This is a genomic window from Sphingomonas sp. 179-I 2A4 NHS, from assembly GCF_045369135.1.
Taxonomy (GTDB): Bacteria; Pseudomonadota; Alphaproteobacteria; order Sphingomonadales; family Sphingomonadaceae; genus Sphingomonas.
Genome location: NZ_JBIQFL010000003.1, coordinates 71,157 through 90,696 on the forward strand (window position 1 = coordinate 71,157; position 19,540 = coordinate 90,696).

The following is a 19,540-nucleotide window of genomic DNA, read 5'->3' on the forward strand; positions in this document are numbered from 1 at the left end:
TCACTAGCGCGGCGCTTTGAAATTTTATAACAAGGGCTCCAAGGACCCGCTGGTGCGTTTTGCCGGCGGTTTTCAGACCGGAGAGATCATGGCGGACGCCGCCCGCAGCAATTTGCCCCCGCTCGCGCTGCATGTGCCCGAGCCCAAGTTTCGACCCGGCGACACGGTGGATTTCGCGGACGTCGATGTTCCCGCGGCAGGATCCGTGCGCCGGCCCGACACGGCCGAGGACCCACGCGCCTTCACCGACCTCGTTTACACGATGGTGCGGGTGCTGGACGAGAACAACCAGGCCGTCGGCCCATGGAATCCCAAGCTGTCACCCGACACGCTGCGGCGCATGCTGCGCCACATGGCAACGGTGCGCGCGTTCGACGAGCGCATGTTCCGCGCGCAGCGGCAGGGCAAGACCAGCTTCTACATGAAGTCGCTGGGCGAGGAGGCGGTCGCCGTGCCGCAGGCCTATGCGCTGGACGCCGACGACATGTGCTTTCCGTCGTATCGCCAGCAGGGCCTGCTGATCGCGCGCGGCTGCCCGCTGGTCGACATGATGAACCAGATCTATTCGAACACGGGCGACAAGCTGCAGGGAAAGCAGCTGCCGATCATGTATTCGGAAAAGCGCTTCAGCTTCTTCTCGATCTCCGGCAACCTGACGACGCAATATCCGCAGGCCGTGGGCTGGGCGATGGCGTCGGCATCGAAGGGTGACACGCGCATCGCCGCCACCTGGTGCGGCGAGGGATCGACCGCGGAAGGCGACTTCCACTCCGCGCTGACCTTCGCCACCGTCTACCGCGCGCCGGTGATCTTCAACGTCGTCAACAACCAATGGGCGATTTCAAGCTTTTCCGGCTTTGCCGGCGCGGAGGCGACGACCTTTGCCGCGCGCGCCGTGGGCTATGGCATCGCTGGCCTACGGGTCGACGGCAATGACGCGCTGGCGGTCTATGCCGCGACGCAATGGGCGGCGGAGCGCGCGCGGACCAACCAGGGCCCGACGTTGATCGAGCATTTCACCTATCGTGCCGAGGGGCACTCCACCTCCGACGATCCGTCGCAATATCGCAGCGCGGGCGAACCAACGGCATGGCCGCTGGGCGACCCGATCCGGCGGCTGAAGGACCACCTGATCGCCATCGGCGAATGGGACGAGGAACGCCACGCGGCGATGGACAAGGAAGTTGCCGACGCGGTGAAGGCCGCGCAGAAGGAAGCCGAGAAGAACGGCATCCTTGGCCATGGCCTGCACCAGCCGCTCGACACGTTGTTCGACGGCGTGTTCGAGGAGATGCCGTGGCATTTGCGCGAACAGCAGGCGCAGATGCTGGCCGAGGAAGAGGAAAGCGGGCGGCCATGGGCGCGCAAGTGAGCCTCTCCTCTGTCGTCACCCCGGGCTTGATCCGGGACCCCGCTTCTCTTCTCCCGCTTCAAAACAGCGGGACCCCGGCTCAGGGCCGGGGTGACGGTGACATGCTATGACCGACACGCAGATCGAAACTGCACAGGCTGAAGCGGCCGGAGCCGCGGATGGCACCGATGCCACCCAGCGCATGAACATGATCCAGGCGATCAATTCCGCCATGGACGTGATGATGGCGCGCGACCCGGACGTGGTGGTGATGGGCGAGGACGTCGGCTATTTCGGCGGCGTGTTCCGCGCGACCGCGGGCCTGCAGGCGAAATATGGCAAGACGCGCGTGTTCGACACGCCGATCACCGAAATCGGCATCATCGGCGTCGCGATCGGCATGGGTGCCTATGGCCTGAGGCCCGTGCCAGAGATCCAGTTCGCCGATTACATCTATCCCGCGCTCGACCAGCTCGTCAGCGAGGCGGCGCGGCTGCGTTATCGTTCGGGCGGGGAATTCACCGCGCCGATCACGGTGCGATCGCCGTTCGGCGGCGGCATCTTCGGCGGGCAGACGCACTCGCAGAGCCCGGAAGGCATCTTCACCCACGTATCGGGCCTGAAGACCGTGATCCCGTCGACGCCGTATGATGCCAAGGGCCTGCTGATCTCCGCGATCGAGGACAATGATCCGGTGATCTTCTTCGAGCCCAAACGCATCTACAACGGGCCGTTCAACGGCCATTGGGACCGGCCGGCGGCGAACTGGTCCAAGCATCCCGGCGGCGACGTGCCGAGCGGCTATTACAAGATCCCGATCGGCAAGGCCGCCGTCGTCCGCGAGGGCGAGGCGGTGACGATGCTGGCCTATGGCACGATGGTGCACGTCTGTGCGCAGGTGGTGGAGGATACCGGCGTCGATGCCGAGATCATCGACCTGCGCAGCCTGGTGCCGCTCGACATCGAGACGATCGAGGAGAGCGTGAAGAAGACCGGGCGCTGCCTGATCGTGCATGAGGCGACGCGCACCGGCGGGTTCGGTGCGGAGCTGTCGGCGCTGGTTCAGGAGCGCTGTTTCTACCATCTCGAGGCGCCGGTGGAGCGCGTGACGGGTTTCGACACGCCTTATCCGCACAGCCTGGAATGGGCATATTTCCCGGGCCCCGTGCGCATCGGCATGGCCCTCAAGAAGATTCTGAAGGACTGATCGGCACATGGCGCGTTTTACCTTCAAGCTGCCGGACATCGGCGAAGGCATTGCCGAGGCGGAGATCGTCGGCTGGCACGTCGCGGTGGGCGACCGCGTCGAGGAAGACCAGAATATCGCAGACATGATGACCGATAAGGCGACGGTCGAGATGGAATCGCCGGTGTCCGGCGTGGTGGTGGAGCTGGCCGGCGAGGTCGGCGACCAGATCGCGATCGGCGCGATGCTGGTGGTGATCGAGACCGATGCCGATGGCGCGGTGGAGCCGGAGGGCGAGACGGCGGCGGACGTCGAGCACAAGCTGGGCGGCGCGGACGAAGCCGAGGCGTTCGAGGCGGAGAACCCGGGGGTCGAGGAGGTGGTGGAAGCCGCTCCTGCCACGCCGGCTCCTGCTGCACCCGCTGCGGACGTGGCTCCGGCTGATGCCGCGGCATCGCCAACGGCTCCCGTCCTTGCTTCGCCCGCGGTGCGGGCGCGCGCGAAGGATCTGGGCGTCGACCTGTCCGAGGTGAAGGTGTCGGAAGGCGATCGCATCCGCCACGCCGATCTGGACGCGTACCTGCGCTACGCGGGCGGGCAGGGCTATCACCCGCCGCATGCCAGCCGTGCGCGCGCGGACGAGCAGGTCAAGGTGATCGGGATGCGTCGTCGCATTGCCGAGAACATGGCCGCGTCGAAGCGCAACATCCCGCACTTCACTTATGTCGACGAGATCGACGTGACGGCGCTGGAGGATATGCGTGCCGACCTGAACGACAATCGCGGGCAGCGGCCGAAGCTGACCATGCTGCCGTTCCTGATCGTCGCGATCTGCCGCACGTTGCCGGACTTCCCGATGCTGAACGCGCGCTATGACGACGAGGCGGGCGTGGTGACGCGGTCGGGCCGGGTGCATCTCGGCATGGCGGCGCAGACCGATGCGGGCCTTACCGTGCCGGTGATCCGCGATGCGCAGGACAAGAACGTCTGGCAGCTCGCCGCCGAGATCGGGCGCTTGGCGGAAGCGGCGCGCACGCAGAAGCTGAAGCCCGAGGAGCTGGGCGGCGGGACAATTACCGTTACCTCGCTCGGCCCGCTGGGCGGTATCGCGACGACGCCGGTGATCAACCGGCCGGAAGTGGCGATCATCGGGCCGAACAAGATCGTCGAGCGGCCGGTGTTCCGAGGGGATGATATTGTGCGCGCGAAGCTGATGAACCTGTCGATCAGTTGCGACCACCGTGTGGTCGATGGCTGGGATGCGGCAAGCTACGTCCAGGCGGTGAAGAAGCTGCTCGAGACGCCCGTGCTGCTGTTTGCGGACTGAGGGGGGCGATGCTTCCCGCTATCGTCCTGTCCGTCACGATCGCGCGGCCATGGCGAGAGGTTTACGAGGCGTTCTGGCGCCCGACGGCCTTCCCGCGCTGGGCCTCAGGGCTCAGCGAGTTCGCGCTGCGCGAGGATGGCGACTCGTGGGTCGGCGAGGGCGCGGACGGTGGAATCCGCGTCTTCTTTACGCCGCACAACGAGTTTGGCGTGATGGATCATCGCGTCGAGCCGGACGGCGGGGAGCCGGTGAACGTGCCGCTGCGCGTGATCGCCAATGGCGAAGGCGCGGAGGTTCAGCTGACGCTGTTCCGCCAGCCCGGCATGGATGACGAGGCGTTTGCGCGCGACCGCCGCTGGATCCGCAAGGACCTGGCGACGCTGAAGGCGCTGGCCGAGCGCGGCTGACGATTCGCCGCGCCGGCCGGACGCAAGTCGCTAGACGCGGCGGCCGGTAAAGAGCTGCACGAGGCCGACGATCAGTGCGATCACCAGGAGAATGTGGATCAGGCCGCCGGCGACATGCAGGCTAAAGCCGAGGAGCCACAGGATCAACAGGATAACAACGATCGTCCAGAGCAAGGCGCGTTCCTTTCAAGCTTATGCCTTGTGAACGATGCCGTGGAGCGACCGTTCCGTGCTGGCCGGCAACATTGTGTAACACGTGCCCGGCCCCGTGGATGATGGATGCGGCCTGCCCGCCGGTGGGGGATTGCTCCGCAACCCATCCCGATCTATATTGGCTGTGCTTTCTCTTACATCGTCAGATGCGAGGGGTCGCGGGGCAAGGCTTCGCGGCGGCAACAACCTGTGTGTATGTGGAGCCCCGATGGCGGATATTGCCGCGCTGACCCAGATGATCGAGACCGAGGCGAAGGCGCTCGGCTTCGACCTCGTGCGTGTCGCGCTGTTCGGCAAGGGTGACGAGCGCACGCTGCAGGTGATGGCCGAGCGGCCCGATACGCGGCAGCTGACGATCGACGATTGCGCCGACCTGTCGCGCCGCATCTCCGACGTGCTCGACGTGCTGGAGGAAGAAGGGCGTGACCCGATCGAGGGCGCCTATCGCCTGGAAGTGTCGAGCCCCGGCATCGATCGCCCGCTGACGCGCCTGTCGGATTACACCGACTGGACCGGGCATGAGGCGAAGCTGACACTGGACGCGCCGCTCGACGGGCAGAAGCAGTTCCGCGGCGAGATTGCCGGCGTTGAGGGTGAGGACATCGCCATCCGCAATCGTACCGGCACGGTCGCCCACGTTCCCTTCGGTCGGATCATCGATGCGAAGCTGGTGCTGACCGACAAATTGATCGCTGCCACCGTCCCGCTCTCCGTCGAGGGCGCGGAAGAAGAAGAAATCGAAGCAGAGGAAACCGAGTAATGGCTACCGGCGTCACCGCGAACCGCGCGGAACTGATCGCGATCGCCAACAGCGTCGCCAGCGAGAAGATGATCGACAAGGCGATCGTCATCGAGGCGATGGAGGATGCGATCCAGCGTGCGGCACGTACCCGCTACGGCCAGGAAATGGATATCCGCGCGAAGCTGGACCCGAACAACGGCGACCTCAGGCTGTGGCGCGTCGTCGAGGTGGTCGAGCAGGTCGACGACATCTACAAGCAGGTTGACCTGAAGGGCGCGCAGAAGCTGCAGGCGGGCGCGAGCGTCGGCGACTTCCTGGTCGATCCGCTGCCGCCAATCGAATTCGGCCGCATCCAGGCACAGGCCGCCAAGCAGACCATCTTCCAGAAGGTGCGCGACGCCGAGCGCGAGCGCCAGTATGAGGAGTTCAAGGACCGCGCGGGTGAGATCATCACCGGGGTCGTCAAGCGCGTCGAGTTCGGGCACATTGTCGTCGACCTGGGCCGCGCCGAGGGCGTGATCCGCCGCGACCAGCAGATCCCGCGCGAAGTGGTGCGCGTGAACGATCGTATCCGGTCGCTGATCCTGAAGGTGGTGCGCGAAAACCGCGGGCCGCAGATCTTCCTCAGCCGCGCGCATCCCGACTTCATGAAGAAGCTGTTCGCGCAGGAAGTGCCCGAGATCTACGACGGCATCATCGAGATCAAGGCCGCCGCCCGCGACCCTGGGAGCCGCGCCAAGATCGGTGTCATCAGCCACGATTCCTCGATCGACCCGGTCGGCGCCTGCGTCGGCATGAAGGGCAGCCGCGTTCAGGCCGTCGTGCAGGAAATGCAGGGCGAGAAGATCGACATCATCCCCTGGTCGCCCGACATCGCGACCTTCGTCGTCAACGCGCTGCAGCCGGCAAACGTCAGCCGCGTGATCATCGACGAGGAAGAGGAGCGGATCGAAGTCGTCGTTCCCGATGACATGCTGAGCCTTGCCATCGGCCGCCGCGGCCAGAACGTTCGCCTCGCCAGCCAGCTGACCGGCAAGGCGATCGACATCATGACCGAGACCGATTCGAGCGAGAAGCGCCAGCAGGACTTCGTCGCCCGCACCGAGATGTTCCAGAACGAGCTCGACGTTGACGAGACGCTGGCGCAGCTGCTGGTCGCCGAAGGCTTCACCGAGATGGAAGAGGTCGCTTATGTCGAGCTCGACGAGCTCGCCGCGATCGAAGGCTTCGACGAGGATCTCGCGCAGGAGCTGCAGAGCCGCGCTGCCGAGGCGATCGAGCGTCGCGAGCAGGCGAACCGCGACGAGCGCCGTGCGCTGGGCGTCGAGGATGCGCTGGCCGAGCTGCCGTACCTGACCGAGGCGATGCTCGTCACGTTGGGCAAGGCGGGCATCAAGACGCTCGACGATCTCGCCGATCTGGCGACCGACGAGCTGATCGAGAAGAAGCGCGCCGAGCCGCGTCGCCGCAACGAGGATGCGCCGCGCCGGCCGGAGCACAAGGGCGGCGTGCTGGGCCAGTATGGCCTGACCGAGGAGCAGGGCAACGAGATCATCATGGCTGCCCGCGCCCATTGGTTCGAGGACGAGAATGAGGACGCTGGCGAGCCGGCGGCCGCAACGGAGGAATCGAACGCCTGATGCCGTTCGTATCGATCAGACTGTCGGGCTCCGCATCCAAGGAGCAGAAGGCGGGGATTGTGGCTGACGTCACGTCCTCGCTGGTCACGCGGCTGGGCAAGAACCCGGCCGCGGTGCAGATCGTGATCGAGGAAGTTTCGACCGAGAATTATGGTGCCGGCGGCGTGCTGATCGCCGACCGGGACGCGCCGAAGGTGCCAAGTGCCAAGGTGCCAAGTGCCAAGGTGCCAAGTGAGGGAGACGCACATGCGGAACCCTCACAATGATGCGCTAACGCCGCCCCGTATCAGTGTCTCGCGTTGCGACGCGCTTCCGAAGGAGGCGCGGCGATGAGCGAGCGTACCTGTATCCTGACCCGCGACTCGTCGTCGCCGGCGCATCTCATCCGGCTGGCGCTGGCGCCCGAAGGACGCGTGCTGCCTGACGTGCGCGCGAAGGCGCCGGGCCGCGGCGCCTGGATCGGCGTGACTGCGGCCGAGCTTGCCGAGGCGCAGGCCAAGGGCAAGCTGCGCGGCGCGCTTGCCCGTTCGTTCAAGACCGGCACCTTCACCGTACCGGACGATCTGCCGGCGCTGATCGCCATTGCACTCGAGCGAAATGCGCTCGACCGGCTGGGGCTGGAATCGCGCGCCGGCATGGTGCTGACGGGATCGGAGCGCATCGTCGAGGCGGCGCGCAAAGGGCGGGTATTCGCGCTTTATCATGCGTCGGACGCCAGCGAGGACGGCCGTCGCCGGCTTGCCCAAGCATGGCGCGTGGGATCCGATCGGGAGGGCAGCGATCTTGAGGGGTTGGTTCTTCCGGTCCCACGCCCCATATTGTCGATGGCGCTGGGCCGCGAGAACGTGGTACATATCGGCGTCATCGACCGCATGGCGGCCGGCAGATTGGGCGAAGCACTCGATCGCTGGCGGCGCTTTATCGGCCCCGACCCTGTAGAAGCCCGTCAAGGTGACACTTTGATGGGCGCTTTAGACTCCGCATCTTGCGCAACGGCCGCGCAAGGCGCATCGGCGCCCGGACTTTCCGGGCGCGTACCGGCCGTGACGACACACGAGGAATTTGAGTGAGCGACACCGACAACGAAAAGCCGAAACTTGGCATGCGCGCGCCCTTGGGCCTTCGGCGCACGGTCGAGACCGGCAAGGTGCAGCAAAGCTTCAGTCACGGCCGCAAGAATACGGTGATCGTGGAGACGAAGAAGGCGCGCCCGATGCGCCGGCCGGGCGACCCCGCCCCGGCCGAGCAGGTTGCGGCGCCTGAAGCTGCGCCCGCGCCGGTCCAGCAGGCGCCTGCCCCGGCGCCCGCACCCGCGCGCCCGCCGTCGAACGAGACGCCGCAGGAGCGCCAGGCCCGCCTGTTGCGCGAGGCCGAAGCGCAGCGGATGCGCGCGCTGGAAGAGCAGCGTCTGCGCGAGGAAGCCGAGCGCGCCCGCCAGGCCGAGGAGGAGCGCCGCCGTGCGGAAGAGCGCGCCGCTGCCGCTGCTGCCGCCGCTGCACCGGAACCCAAGGCCGAGCCCGCGCCCGAGCCGACGAAGGCTCCCGAGGCGGCTGCTACGCCGGCGCCTGCAGCGGAAGAGCCGAAGGCTGACGTGACGCCCGCGGCGGCGGAACCGTCTGACGCGCCGGCGGCAACGCCTGCACCGGCCGCGCCGGCGCATGAGCCGGAAGTCGTGCGTGCTGCCGCTACGCCAGCACCGCGCGCGCCCAAGGCTGCGCCGCCGGCACCGCCTGCGCCGCCGCCCGTGCTGGAACTGAGCCGGGATCCGTCGATGCCGGCGCCGCGCCGCTTCTCGCCGGTGCCGCGCCCGGAGATCCCTAAGCCGCAGCCCAAGCCCGAGCCGAAGCCCGAGCCTGCGCAGCCCACCGCGACCGCTTCGTCGTCGTCCTCGTCGTCCACCCCGCAGCAGCGCAACCTGCCGTCGGGGCAGGCGACGCCGCGCAACAATGCGGCGCCGGCGCGTCCGCAGCAGCGCGACCGCAAGGGCGACGAGCGTCGTGGCGGCAAGCTGACGGTTACCCGCGCGCTGAACGAGGATGGCGCACGCGCCCGCTCGCTCGCCGCGCTGAAGCGTGCGCGCGAAAAGGAAAAGCGTGGCTGGACCGGCCCGCGCGAACCGCAGGCCAAGCAGGTCCGCGACGTTCAGGTGCCGGAGGCGATCACCGTCCAGGAGCTGGCGAACCGCATGGCGGAACGCGGCGCTGACCTGGTGAAGGCGCTGTTCAAGATGGGTTCGCCCGTCACCATGACGCAGACGATCGACCAGGATACGGCCGAGCTGCTGGTCACCGAATTCGGCCACAATGTCGTGCGCGTCAGCGACAGCGACATCGATCTGGTGCTGGATACCGCGCCCGACGCCGAGGCCGATCTGAAGCCGCGTCCGCCGGTCGTGACGATCATGGGCCACGTTGACCATGGCAAGACCAGCCTGCTCGACGCGCTGCGCGGCACCGACGTGGTGCGCGGCGAGGCCGGTGGCATCACGCAGCATATCGGCGCCTATCAGGTGACGCTGAAGGACAAGTCGAAGATCACCTTCCTCGACACGCCGGGCCACGAGGCGTTCAGCGCCATGCGTGCGCGTGGTGCCGACGTCACCGATATCGTGGTGCTGGTGGTTGCCGCAGACGACGGGCTGATGCCGCAGACGATCGAGGCGATCAATCACACCAAGGCGGCCGGCAAGCCGATGATCGTGGCGATCAACAAGATCGACAAGCACGATGCCAATGCCCAGCGCGTGCGCGAGCGCCTGCTGGAGCATGACATCCAGGTCGAGGCGATGGGCGGCGAGACGCAGGACGTCGAGGTCTCCGCGCTGAAGAAGACCGGCCTCGACGAGCTGATCGAGAAGATCCAGCTGCAGGCCGAGCTGATGGACCTGAAGGCCAACCCCGACCGCGATGCCGAAGGCAGCGTGATCGAGGCGAAGCTGGACAAGGGCCGTGGCCCGGTTGCCACCGTGCTCGTCACCCGCGGCACGCTGAAGGTCGGCGACGTGTTCGTCGTCGGCGCGGAAAGCGGCAAGGTGCGTGCGATGGTCGACGACAAGGGTCGCCAGCTGAAGGAAGCGGGCCCGTCGACCCCGGTCGAGGTGCTTGGCATTTCGGGCACGCCGTCGGCTGGTGACCAGCTGCAGGTGGTCGAGAGCGAAGCGCGAGCACGCGAAGTGGCGGAATATCGCCAGGGCGTGCTGACGCAGAAGCGCACGACGGCGGCGCCGGCGAGCCTCGAGAGCATGTTCTCTGCGCTGGCAGCGAACAAGGCGATCGAATATCCGCTGGTGGTGAAGGCGGATACGCAAGGGACCGTCGAGGCGATCGTCGCTGCGATCAACAAGATCTCGACCGACGACATCCGCGCGCGCATCCTGCATTCGGGCGTCGGCGGCATCACCGAGAGCGACGTGAACGCGGCTGCGGCCTCGGGCGCGCCGATCATCGGCTTCCACGTCCGTGCCAATGCCAAGGCGCGCGAGATCGCCGAGCGGCACAAGGTGGCGCTGAAATATTACGACGTCATCTATGACCTGATCGACGAGATCCGCGCCGGTATGGCGGGCGAGCTTGGCCCCGAGGCGTTCGAGACGGTCGTTGGCCGCGCCGAAATCCGCGAGGTCTTCTCCGCCGGCAAGCACGGCAAGGCGGCCGGTCTGCTGGTGGTCGAGGGTGTCATCCGCAAGGCGCTCAAGGCCCGCATCACGCGCAACGACGTCATTATCTACAATGGCGAAATTGCTTCGCTGCGGCGCTTCAAGGACGACGTGCCCGAGGTTCGCGCTGGTCTGGAATGCGGTGTGACGTTCACGCAGAACTTCACCGACATCCGCCCGGGCGACTTCCTCGAAACGTTCGAGGTCGAGCTGCGCGAACGCACGCTGTAAGGACATGAACCCTCTCCCCCATGCGGGGAGAGGGGAGTCTCACGATGACCGATCAACCAGAAAAATCCGTCCGTACTCTGCGCGTTGGCGAGCAGGTGCGTCATATCCTGTCGGAGATCCTGCAGCGCGGCGACGTGCATGACGACGTGCTCACGACTCACCTGGTGAGCATCACCGAAGTGCGCATGTCCCCCGACCTGCGCCATGCGACGGTGTTCGTGAAGCCGCTGCTGGGCAAGGACGAGGAAGCGGTGCTGAAGGCGCTGCGTACCAACACCGCCTATCTGCAGCGCGAAGTCGCGCGGCGGGTGAAGATGAAATATGCCGCGCGCCTGAAGTTCCTGAGCGACGAGAGCTTCGACGAGGGCAGCCATATCGACCAGCTGCTACGATCGCCCACCGTGGCGCGCGACCTGGAGGCGGGCGAGGAGTAAGCCGCCGGCTGCCGATCAGCAGCCGAGCTTTGCCGCCAGGTCGATGAGGCTGTCGGCGGACCATTCCCAATCCTGCGCCAGCTTGGCATCGGGGGCGGGGCGGCCGCCATATTCCATCGGGCGTGACACGAAGGCGGTCTTCAGCCCGCAGGCGCGCGCGGCCGCGAGGTCGCTGTGGTGTGCGGCGACCAGGCACACCTCCTGCGGCAACAAGCCGAGGATCTCGGCAGTGCCGAGATAGGCGCGCGGATCGGGTTTGTAGGCGCGGGTGACCTCAGCCCCCATGATCGCGTCCCAGGGCAGGCGACCGCGACGCGCCATTTCGAGCATCAGCGCGATATTGCCGTTCGACAAGGTGACGATCGGGAAGCGGCCCTTGAGGCGCGTCAGCCCCTCAACCGAGTCGGGCCACGGCGTGAGGCGGCGCCAGGCGAAGGTCCAGTCCTGCAGCAATGCCTCGTCGAGCGTGGCGGGATCGACGCCCGCATCGTTCAGCGTTTCGTCCAGCATCTCGCGGTGAAGCACATCGAGGATGGTGAAGTCGCGGCCCGACTTCGCATAGGTCGCCATGCCGGTGAGATAGCGGCGGCGCCAATTGTCCGTGAAGGTGGCGGGATCGAGGTCGCTGCGGCCGATGCGCGCGAGGAAATCGGCGGATTCGGCGGTGATGCTGGTGCGCCAGTCGACCACCGTTCCGAACACGTCGAACGCGAGCACCTTCGGCAAATCGGAACCGGCCATTTCATCCCCTCGCAGATTGCACCGGCGCGTCGCGGCGCGCCCTTTTGCCGGGTGCTACGAGTGATGCCCCCCGTGGACAAGCCGCGTCGATCGGGCCACTCACGCGACCGGCAACAGCAAGGCGGTGCGGCATGGCGTTCACGGCAACAATCCTTCTGCTCGGTTCGGGCGAGCTTGGACGCGAGTTCGTGATCTCGGCCAAGCGGCTCGGCTGCTATGTCATCGCCTGCGACAGCTATGACGGCGCGCCGGCGATGCAGGTGGCGGATGCGCGCGAGGTTTTCTCCATGCTCGACGCCGACCTACTGCGTGCAGCCGTGGAGAGGCACCGGCCCGATTTCGTTGTTCCGGAGGTGGAGGCGATCCGCACCGAAGTGCTGGCCGAGCTGGAGGCGGCGGGGACGACGATCGTCCCGTCGGCGCGCGCGACGATGATGACGATGAACCGCGACGGCATCCGCGAAGTGGCGGCGGTCGAGCTGGGGCTGCGCACGTCGCGCTATCGCTATGCCGAGACGCTGGACGAGGTGCGCGCGGGCGCGGCACACACCGGGCTGCCGTGCGTGATCAAGCCGGTCATGTCCTCATCGGGCAAGGGACAGAGCACGGTTCGCAGCGAAGCGGATCTGGAAGCGGCGTGGGATTATGCCGTCGCCAATATGCGCGGCGACCGGGCGCGGGTGATCGTCGAGGAGTTCGTCGATTTCGACTATGAGATCACGTTGCTGACGGTGCGCACGCGCGACGGCGTCGTCTTCTGCCCGCCGATCGGCCACAGGCAGGAACGCGGCGATTATCAGGAAAGCTGGCAGCCGGCCGCCATGTCGGAAAAGGCGATCGCCGACGCGCAGGACATGGCGCGCAAGGTGGTCGACGATTTGGGCGGGTATGGCCTGTTCGGCGTGGAGTTCTTCGTCAAGGATGACGAGGTGATCTTTTCCGAATTGTCACCGCGCCCGCATGACACGGGGATGGTGACGCTGATCTCGCAATCGCTGAGCGAGTTCGACCTGCACGCCCGCGCGATCCTTGGCCTGCCGATCCCGACGCTGACCAGCTACGGCCCGTCCGCCTCCGCAGTGATCCTGGCGGATCGCGCGTCGGACACGGTGCGCTATGACGGCATCGCCGAGGCGCTGGCTACACCGGGGGGCGACGTGGACGTGCGGATTTTCGCCAAGCCGACGACACGGCCCTATCGCCGCATGGGCGTGGCGCTGGCGCGCGCCGCGACCACCGACGACGCCCGGCGCATTGCGGCCGAGGCGGCGTCGAAGGTTCAGCTTAGCTACGATCCGGCTTAGGCAGCGCGCTTGACGAGGCGCGGGTCGGCGGCGGCGACGCCGGTGGCGAGCACCAGCGCATCCTCGACGAAGCCGGTGGCGGTCTGGCCATAGCGGCGAAGCGCGGCCATGCGGATGCGCCAGCCGATGTAGGAACTGGCAAGTGCCGTGCCGAGCGCGACCGCGGCGCCGGTCACCCGTTGCCCCTTGGGCGCCAGCGCCGCGCCGGCATAGGCGGAGGTGACGCTGCGCACGGCAAGGCCGATCGGCACGATCCGGTCGGGTGCGGTCTTCTGCTTGTCGCCCGCCATTTCCGCGGCGCTGAAGGCGACGGCGCCCCAGGCGATCAGCGGGTTCTTGAACAATTTGGCGAGCGGCATGTCATCGGGCAGCGCGCCGCGACGGCCGGCGGCGGCGAGCGCGGCGAGCGGCACGATCCCGCGCTGACCCGCGGCCAGCCCGATGAGGTAGGAACGAAGCATCGGCGAATTCCTCGTGTGGTTCGCGCGAACAATCGCTGGGAGCGGTTTCGTATCCCGCGCGAGCTGCAAAACGGGCGGCAGGAAAATAGTGGCGCGGCACGCGCCGATGGGGAACAGCAACGCGATGGCCAAGCTCTATTTCTATTATGCCAGCATGAATGCGGGGAAATCGACCAACCTGCTGCAGGCCGATTTCAACTATCGCGAGCGCGGCATGGCGACGATGCTGTTCACCGCTGCGATCGACGATCGCTTTGCGGCGGGCACGATTACCTCGCGCATCGGCCTGTCGGCGCCGGCGACGATGTTCGACGCGAGCACCAACATCGCCGCCTGCGTGCTCGATCGCCATGCCGAGGAAACGGTGGCGTGCGTTCTGGTGGACGAGGCGCAGTTCCTGACGGCGGCGCAGGTCGATCAGCTCGCGCGGCTGGCGGATGTCGATGGCATTCCGGTGCTGGCCTATGGCCTGCGCACCGATTTCCAGGGGGCGTTGTTTGAGGGATCGGCGCGGCTGTTGGCGCTGGCCGACGCGCTGATCGAGATAAAGTCGGTTTGCGAATGCGGGCGCAAGGCGACCATGAACCTTCGGGTCGACGCCAAGGGGCGCCCGGTCGCGGCGGGGGCGCAGACGGTGATCGGCGGGAACGACCGCTATGTCGCCTTGTGCCGGCGGCATTTCACCGCCGCGCTGGAATTGGGCGCCGCGGGCCAGGCGTGACACGCGGGGGCGCTGGCGCTCGCTCGCCCGCCCCCCTATCTCGCCGGCATCATGACACCCGACAATCCCATCTACGCCGCGGCGGTGTGGATCATTCCGCTGATCATCGCGATCGTCTTTCACGAGGTGGCGCATGGCCTGATGGCGCGTGCGCTCGGCGATCCGACCGCGGCGCAGCTCAACCGGCTGTCGTTCAACCCGATCCGCCATGTCGATCCGATTGGAACCGTGATCCTGCCGCTGGGCCTTGCGCTCGCCAAGGCGCCGGTGTTTGGATGGGCCAAGCCGGTGCCGGTGGATGCGCGGCGGCTGCGCAATCCGCGCTGGGGCATGGTGGCGGTGGCGCTCGCCGGGCCGGGGATGAACTTCCTGCTGGCGGCGGTCGCGGCGATCGCGATCGGCGTGCTTTATGGGCAAATGAGCGGGCCGCCGGAGGGCGTCAGCCAGTTCATCTTCGCCAATCTCGTCAACTTCCTGCTGATCAACATCTTCCTCGCGGTGTTCAACCTGCTGCCGCTGCCGCCGTTTGACGGCGGGCATGTGGTGGAAGGCGTGCTGCCGCGGCGGCTGGCAGTGGAATGGGCGAAGCTGGCGCGTTTCGGCTTTCCGCTGATCATCGTCCTCCTGGTGGTGGTGCCGATGATCTGGCCGAGCGCGAGCATCGTCGGCAAGATCGTCGGTCCGCCCGCCGACTGGCTCGTGCGCCAGTATCTCGCCTTTGCGCAGCTGTTCGCCTGAGGACCCCTGACATGCATGGATGGCTGATCCTCGACAAGCCGCTGGGGCTTGGATCGACTCAGGGCGTGAGCGCGGTGAAGCGGTCGCTGCGCGAGGGCGGATATGGCAAGGCGAAGGTGGGCCACGGCGGCACGCTCGACCCGCTGGCGTCGGGCGTGCTGCCGATCGCGCTGGGCGAGGCGACGAAGCTCGCCGGGCGGATGCTCGACAGCGATAAGGTATATGATTTCACCATCCGCTTCGGCGAGCAGACCGATACGCTGGACGCCGAGGGCAAGGTGATCGCGACCAGCGACGTGCGCCCGACGCGGGATGCGCTGACGGCGGTGCTGGCGGACTTTACCGGGCCGATCGAGCAGATGCCGCCGGCGTTCTCCGCGCTGAAGGTCGATGGGCAGCGCGCCTATGACCTGGCGCGGGCGGGCGAGGAGGTGATCCTGAAGACGCGCGCGGTGACGGTGTTCGCGCTGAGCGTCACCGCGGCGGCCGACGCAGGCGCGCTGGAAGAAGCGACGCTGACCGCGCATGTTTCCAAGGGCACTTATATCCGCAGCCTCGCGCGGGACATTGCGCTCGCCCTTGGAGCCGTCGGCCATGTCACCTATCTCAGGAGGACCAAGGCGGGGCCCTTTGGCCTCGGCCGAGCGATATCGCTGGACAATTTGAGCGAAGCCGCTAAGGCGCGCACCCTTGAACATATTCTCCTGCCGTTGAGGGCGGGGCTGGACGACATCCCGGCTCTACCCCTCACTCCCGACCAGGCAGGGGCGCTCCGCCAGGGGCGTGTTCTGGCCGGGATCGTTGCCGACGATGGCCAGTATTTTGCCTGCCTGCACGATGTGCCGGTAGCGCTGATCGAGGTCCAGGCCCGCGAGGGTCGTGTCGTCCGCGGCTTCAACCTGTAAAGATGTCGAAGGAAAACACATGTCGATCACTGCGGAACGCCGCCAGGAACTCATCAAGGATCACGCCCGCGCCGAAGGCGACACCGGTTCGCCGGAAGTTCAGGTCGCGATCCTGACCGAGCGGATCCGGAACCTGACCGAGCACTTCAAGGGCCACGCCAAGGACAACCATTCGCGTCGCGGCCTGCTGATGATGGTCAACAAGCGTCGTTCGCTTCTCGACTATCTCCGCAAGAAGGACGGGGATCGCTACCTCGCCCTCATCGCGAAGCTCGGTCTTCGCAAGTAATAACGGAAGGGCGCCCTCGCGGCGCCCTTCTCGCATATGCGCTTCGCGTGTGACGCGAGCGTGCAACGCCAGCGGGCAATAAGGCCCGACTGGCACGAGCCAAGACTGGCTCAAGCAGGCCCCGGCTGCATAGGGCGGCCGGAGTGAAGGAAACGAAATGTTCGACAAGAAAACGGTAAGCATCGAGTGGGGCGGCAAGACCCTGACGCTCGAGACGGGCAAGGTTGCCCGCCAGGCCGACGGCGCGGTCATCGCGACGCTCGGCGAGACGGTGGTGCTGTGCGCCGTCACCGCGGCCAAGACGGTCAAGGAAGGGCAGGATTTCTTCCCGCTTACCGTCCACTACCAGGAAAAGTTCTCCGCCGCCGGTCGTATCCCGGGCGGCTTCTTCAAGCGTGAGCGTGGCGCGACCGAGAAGGAGACGTTGGTCTCCCGCCTGATCGACCGCCCGATCCGCCCGCTGTTCCCCGAAGGCTTCTACAACGAGATCAACGCCATCGCTCAGGTGCTGAGCTATGACGGCGAGAACGAGCCGGACATCCTCTCGATGGTCGCCGCCTCGGCTGCGCTCACCATCTCGGGCGTGCCGTTCATGGGCCCGATCGGCGCGGCGCGCGTCGGCTATGTCGATGGCGAGTATATCCTCAACCCCACCGACAAGCAGGTCGAAGAGGGTCAGCTCGACCTGGTCGTCGCCGCTACCTACGACGCGGTGATGATGGTCGAATCCGAAGCCAAGGAGCTGTCGGAAGAGATCATGCTGGGCGCCGTGCTGTTCGCGCACGATGCCTGCCGTGAGGTCGTCAAGGCGATCGTGAAGCTCGCCGAGCAGGCCGCCAAGGATCCGTGGGAGCTGGCGCCGGTCGACGACAAGTCGGCGACGCTGAAGAAGCTCGACAAGGCGATCGGCAAGGATATCGCCGCTGCCTACAAGCTGACCGACAAGCAGCAGCGCCAGAACGCCCTGAACGAGGCGCGCGCCAAGGCCCGCGAAGCCTTCGCGGACCTCAAGGAAAGCGATCCCGCCCAGTATCTCGGCACGCTGAAGCTGGTGAAGAAGCTGGAGGCGAACATCGTCCGTCAGGCGATCCTGAAGGACGGCAAGCGCATCGACGGCCGCACCACCACGCAGATCCGCCCGATCGAGGCGGAAACCCACTTCCTGCCGCGTGCGCATGGCTCGGCACTGTTCACGCGTGGCGAAACCCAGACGATCGCGACTGCGACGCTTGGCACCCGCGACGCGGAGCAGATGATCGACGGTCTGAACGGCCTGTCGTACCAGCACTTCATGCTGCACTATAACTTCCCGCCGTATTCGGTCGGTGAAGTGGGCCGCTTCGGCGCGCCGGGCCGCCGCGAGGTTGGCCATGGCAAGCTGGCGTGGCGTGCGCTGCACCCGGTGCTACCATCGAAGGAAGAGTTCCCGTACACGATCCGTCTGACCAGCGACATCACCGAGTCCAACGGCTCGTCGTCGATGGCGTCGGTGTGCGGCGGCTCGCTGGCCCTCATGGACGCCGGCGTGCCGATCAAGCGTCCGGTGTCCGGCATCGCCATGGGCCTGATCCTGGAAGGCAAGGATTTCGCGATCCTGTCCGACATCCTGGGTGACGAGGATCACCTGGGCGACATGGACTTCAAGGTGGCTGGCACGTCCGAAGGCATCACCACGATGCAGATGGACATCAAGATCGCGGGCATCACCAAGGAGATCTTCGAGGCGGCGCTGAACCAGGCGAAGGCCGGTCGTGCGCACATCCTGGGCGAGATGAACAAGGCGCTGGGCGAGACCCGCACCGAGCTCAGCGCGCACGCACCGCGCATCGAGACGATCACGGTCGACAAGTCGAAGATCCGCGACATCATCGGCACCGGCGGCAAGGTGATCCGCGAGATCGTCGCCACCACCGGCGCCAAGGTCGACATCGACGACGAGGGCGTGGTGAAGATCAGCTCGTCCGACCACTCGCAGATCGAAGCCGCGATCAACTGGATCAAGGGCATCGTCGAAGAGGCCGAGGTCGGCAAGATCTACACCGGCAAAGTCGTCAACATCGTCGACTTCGGTGCATTCGTGAACTTCATGGGTGGCAAGGACGGCCTCGTCCACGTCTCCGAAATGAAGAACGAGCGGGTCGAGAAGCCGACCGACGTCGTGTCCGAAGGCCAGGAAGTGAAGGTCAAGGTCCTCGAGATCGATCCGCGCGGCAAGGTTCGCCTGTCGATGCGGGTCGTGGACCAGGAAACTGGCGAAGAGCTGGAAGACACTCGTCCGGCACGCGAACCGCGCGAGCCGCGTGGTGATCGTGGTCCGCGCCGCGATGGCGGTGGTGATCGCGGTGGTCGCGGTGGTGACCGTGGTGGCGATCGCGGCCCGCGCCGTGACCGTGGCCCGCGCCGCGAGCGTTCGGAAGGCGGCAACGGCGGTGGCAACGATGACGGCCCGGCGCCCGAGTTCGCACCTGCGTTCCTGACGAACGACCGCGATCGCGACTAAGCGATCCGTCGCCTTCGGGTGATACAGGAAGGGCCCCGGCAGCGATGCCGGGGCCCTTTCTCGTTTCGGGGAGTGGAGGAGTCGGAAGGTCAGGCGAACGCGGGCGCCTGGCGGAGCTGCTGATAGGCGGAGATTACCTTCTGCAGCATCGCCTCGTGGCTGCGATCGCCGCCGTTCCGATCCGGATGATAGCGGCGCACCAGTTCGCTGTAGCGCTTGCGCAGGGCGCTGCGATCCGCGTCGGGGGCGAGGCCGAGCACTTTCAGGCTGGCGCGATCCTGGCCGGAAAGCGGCTTGCCGTCCTTGCGCTCGGGCGCGACTTCGCGGCGGAAGCGCGCGCCGATCGCGTCGAGCGGATCGGCAAAGTCGGCCCAGCGTGGCCCCTGGTCCCCGCCGCCGGCACGCGCGAAGGCGCGTGTCTCCCGCTCCCAGCCGGCCATCGGCCGCTGGGCGTGGTGAATCTCCTCGGCCGTCATGCCGTCAAAGTAGTTATAGCCGGCATTGAACGCGCGCACGTGATCGAGGCAGAACCAGCGGAACGCCGGCGGACCATCGCTGCTGGGACCCTCCAGCGGCGGCGCGCGGAACTCGCCCGGCTCATCGCAGCCCGGCACGCCGCACGGCCGATCCCCCTCGATCCTTCCATGAAAGCGCGTGTTCCGACGCTCCTTCGCCAAAATCCGATCTTCCCTGCA

20 protein-coding genes are annotated in these 19,540 nt (G+C 66.7%); 16 read left to right on the forward strand and 4 right to left on the reverse strand.

Annotated elements, in window-relative coordinates; genetic code table 11:
- Nucleotides 1–88: 88 nt before the first annotated feature.
- From ACH0CP_RS06425 to ACH0CP_RS06440, 4 genes are all read left to right on the forward strand, one after another.
- A complete protein-coding gene (locus ACH0CP_RS06425; RefSeq protein ID WP_294443576.1) occupies nt 89–1,372 on the forward strand; it encodes a 3-methyl-2-oxobutanoate dehydrogenase (2-methylpropanoyl-transferring) subunit alpha in 1,284 nt (427 codons plus the stop codon).
- A 181-nt stretch (nt 1,373–1,553) separates the two neighbouring features.
- Nucleotides 1,554–2,558, forward strand: a complete 1,005-nt coding sequence (locus ACH0CP_RS06430; protein ID WP_294443577.1) for an alpha-ketoacid dehydrogenase subunit beta — start codon at nt 1,554–1,556, stop codon at nt 2,556–2,558.
- 7 nt (nt 2,559–2,565) lie between these two features.
- Nucleotides 2,566–3,864 (forward strand): dihydrolipoamide acetyltransferase family protein, encoded by a 1,299-nt coding sequence (locus ACH0CP_RS06435; RefSeq protein ID WP_294443567.1) that lies wholly within the window; start codon nt 2,566–2,568, stop codon nt 3,862–3,864.
- Nucleotides 3,865–3,872: 8 nt separating this feature from the next.
- Nucleotides 3,873–4,271: a polyketide cyclase gene (locus ACH0CP_RS06440; protein ID WP_294443568.1), complete on the forward strand. Its 399-nt coding sequence runs from the start codon at nt 3,873–3,875 to the stop codon at nt 4,269–4,271.
- A 30-nt stretch (nt 4,272–4,301) separates the two neighbouring features.
- Here the strand turns inward: ACH0CP_RS06440 and ACH0CP_RS06445 are convergent, their stop codons facing one another.
- A complete protein-coding gene (locus tag ACH0CP_RS06445) occupies nt 4,302–4,445 on the reverse strand; it encodes a lmo0937 family membrane protein (RefSeq protein WP_294443569.1) in 144 nt (47 codons plus the stop codon).
- Between the two features lie 247 nt (nt 4,446–4,692).
- Here ACH0CP_RS06445 and rimP point away from each other — a divergent pair, with 247 nt between their 5' ends.
- From rimP to rbfA, 6 genes are all read left to right on the forward strand, one after another.
- A complete protein-coding gene (rimP, locus tag ACH0CP_RS06450) occupies nt 4,693–5,244 on the forward strand; it encodes a ribosome maturation protein RimP (protein ID WP_294443570.1) in 552 nt (183 codons plus the stop codon).
- Complete coding sequence (gene nusA, locus ACH0CP_RS06455) at nt 5,244–6,866, forward strand: transcription termination factor NusA (RefSeq protein ID WP_294443571.1); 1,623 nt, start codon at nt 5,244–5,246, stop codon at nt 6,864–6,866. Before rimP ends, nusA begins: the two co-directional genes overlap by 1 nt.
- Entirely contained in the window at nt 6,866–7,132 is a 267-nt protein-coding gene (locus ACH0CP_RS06460) for a 4-oxalocrotonate tautomerase family protein (protein ID WP_294443572.1), read from the forward strand. Before nusA ends, ACH0CP_RS06460 begins: the two co-directional genes overlap by 1 nt.
- A 63-nt stretch (nt 7,133–7,195) precedes the next feature.
- Nucleotides 7,196–7,936 (forward strand): DUF448 domain-containing protein, encoded by a 741-nt coding sequence (locus ACH0CP_RS06465; RefSeq protein ID WP_294443573.1) that lies wholly within the window; start codon nt 7,196–7,198, stop codon nt 7,934–7,936.
- Entirely contained in the window at nt 7,933–10,752 is a 2,820-nt protein-coding gene (infB, locus tag ACH0CP_RS06470; RefSeq protein ID WP_406888449.1) for a translation initiation factor IF-2, read from the forward strand. Before ACH0CP_RS06465 ends, infB begins: the two co-directional genes overlap by 4 nt.
- 44 nt (nt 10,753–10,796) lie before the next feature.
- Complete coding sequence (gene rbfA, locus ACH0CP_RS06475; protein WP_294442627.1) at nt 10,797–11,186, forward strand: 30S ribosome-binding factor RbfA; 390 nt, start codon at nt 10,797–10,799, stop codon at nt 11,184–11,186.
- A 15-nt stretch (nt 11,187–11,201) separates the two neighbouring features.
- Here rbfA and ACH0CP_RS06480 read toward each other — a convergent pair whose 3' ends face one another.
- Nucleotides 11,202–11,927: a haloacid dehalogenase type II gene (locus tag ACH0CP_RS06480; RefSeq protein WP_406875446.1), complete on the reverse strand. Its 726-nt coding sequence runs from the start codon at nt 11,925–11,927 to the stop codon at nt 11,202–11,204.
- Between the two features lie 131 nt (nt 11,928–12,058).
- On the opposite strand from ACH0CP_RS06480, the gene purT reads away from it, so the two are divergent.
- Entirely contained in the window at nt 12,059–13,231 is a 1,173-nt protein-coding gene (gene purT / locus ACH0CP_RS06485; RefSeq protein WP_294442629.1) for a formate-dependent phosphoribosylglycinamide formyltransferase, read from the forward strand.
- Here purT and ACH0CP_RS06490 read toward each other — a convergent pair.
- Complete coding sequence (locus tag ACH0CP_RS06490; protein WP_046409690.1) at nt 13,228–13,692, reverse strand: hypothetical protein; 465 nt, start codon at nt 13,690–13,692, stop codon at nt 13,228–13,230. The two genes, purT and ACH0CP_RS06490, sit on opposite strands and share 4 nt — an antisense overlap.
- 124 nt (nt 13,693–13,816) lie before the next feature.
- Between ACH0CP_RS06490 and ACH0CP_RS06495 the strand changes: the two genes are divergently transcribed.
- The 5 genes from ACH0CP_RS06495 to pnp all read left to right on the forward strand — a co-directional run bounded on the left by ACH0CP_RS06495 (nt 13,817) and on the right by pnp (nt 18,845).
- The gene (locus ACH0CP_RS06495) at nt 13,817–14,413 is read left to right on the forward strand and encodes a thymidine kinase (RefSeq protein WP_046409979.1); all 597 of its coding nucleotides are present in this window, start codon (nt 13,817–13,819) and stop codon (nt 14,411–14,413) included.
- A gap of 51 nt (nt 14,414–14,464) precedes the next feature.
- A complete protein-coding gene (locus ACH0CP_RS06500; RefSeq protein ID WP_046409692.1) occupies nt 14,465–15,151 on the forward strand; it encodes a site-2 protease family protein in 687 nt (228 codons plus the stop codon).
- Nucleotides 15,152–15,162: 11 nt separating this feature from the next.
- Complete coding sequence (gene truB / locus ACH0CP_RS06505) at nt 15,163–16,056, forward strand: tRNA pseudouridine(55) synthase TruB (RefSeq protein ID WP_294442630.1); 894 nt, start codon at nt 15,163–15,165, stop codon at nt 16,054–16,056.
- A 19-nt stretch (nt 16,057–16,075) separates the two neighbouring features.
- Nucleotides 16,076–16,345: a 30S ribosomal protein S15 gene (gene rpsO / locus ACH0CP_RS06510; protein ID WP_046409695.1), complete on the forward strand. Its 270-nt coding sequence runs from the start codon at nt 16,076–16,078 to the stop codon at nt 16,343–16,345.
- Nucleotides 16,346–16,502: 157 nt separating this feature from the next.
- Entirely contained in the window at nt 16,503–18,845 is a 2,343-nt protein-coding gene (gene pnp, locus ACH0CP_RS06515; RefSeq protein WP_294442632.1) for a polyribonucleotide nucleotidyltransferase, read from the forward strand.
- A gap of 89 nt (nt 18,846–18,934) precedes the next feature.
- On the opposite strand, the gene ACH0CP_RS06520 is transcribed toward pnp, so the two are convergent.
- Nucleotides 18,935–19,522 (reverse strand): J domain-containing protein, encoded by a 588-nt coding sequence (locus ACH0CP_RS06520; RefSeq protein WP_406875447.1) that lies wholly within the window; start codon nt 19,520–19,522, stop codon nt 18,935–18,937.
- Nucleotides 19,523–19,540: the final 18 nt, after the last annotated feature.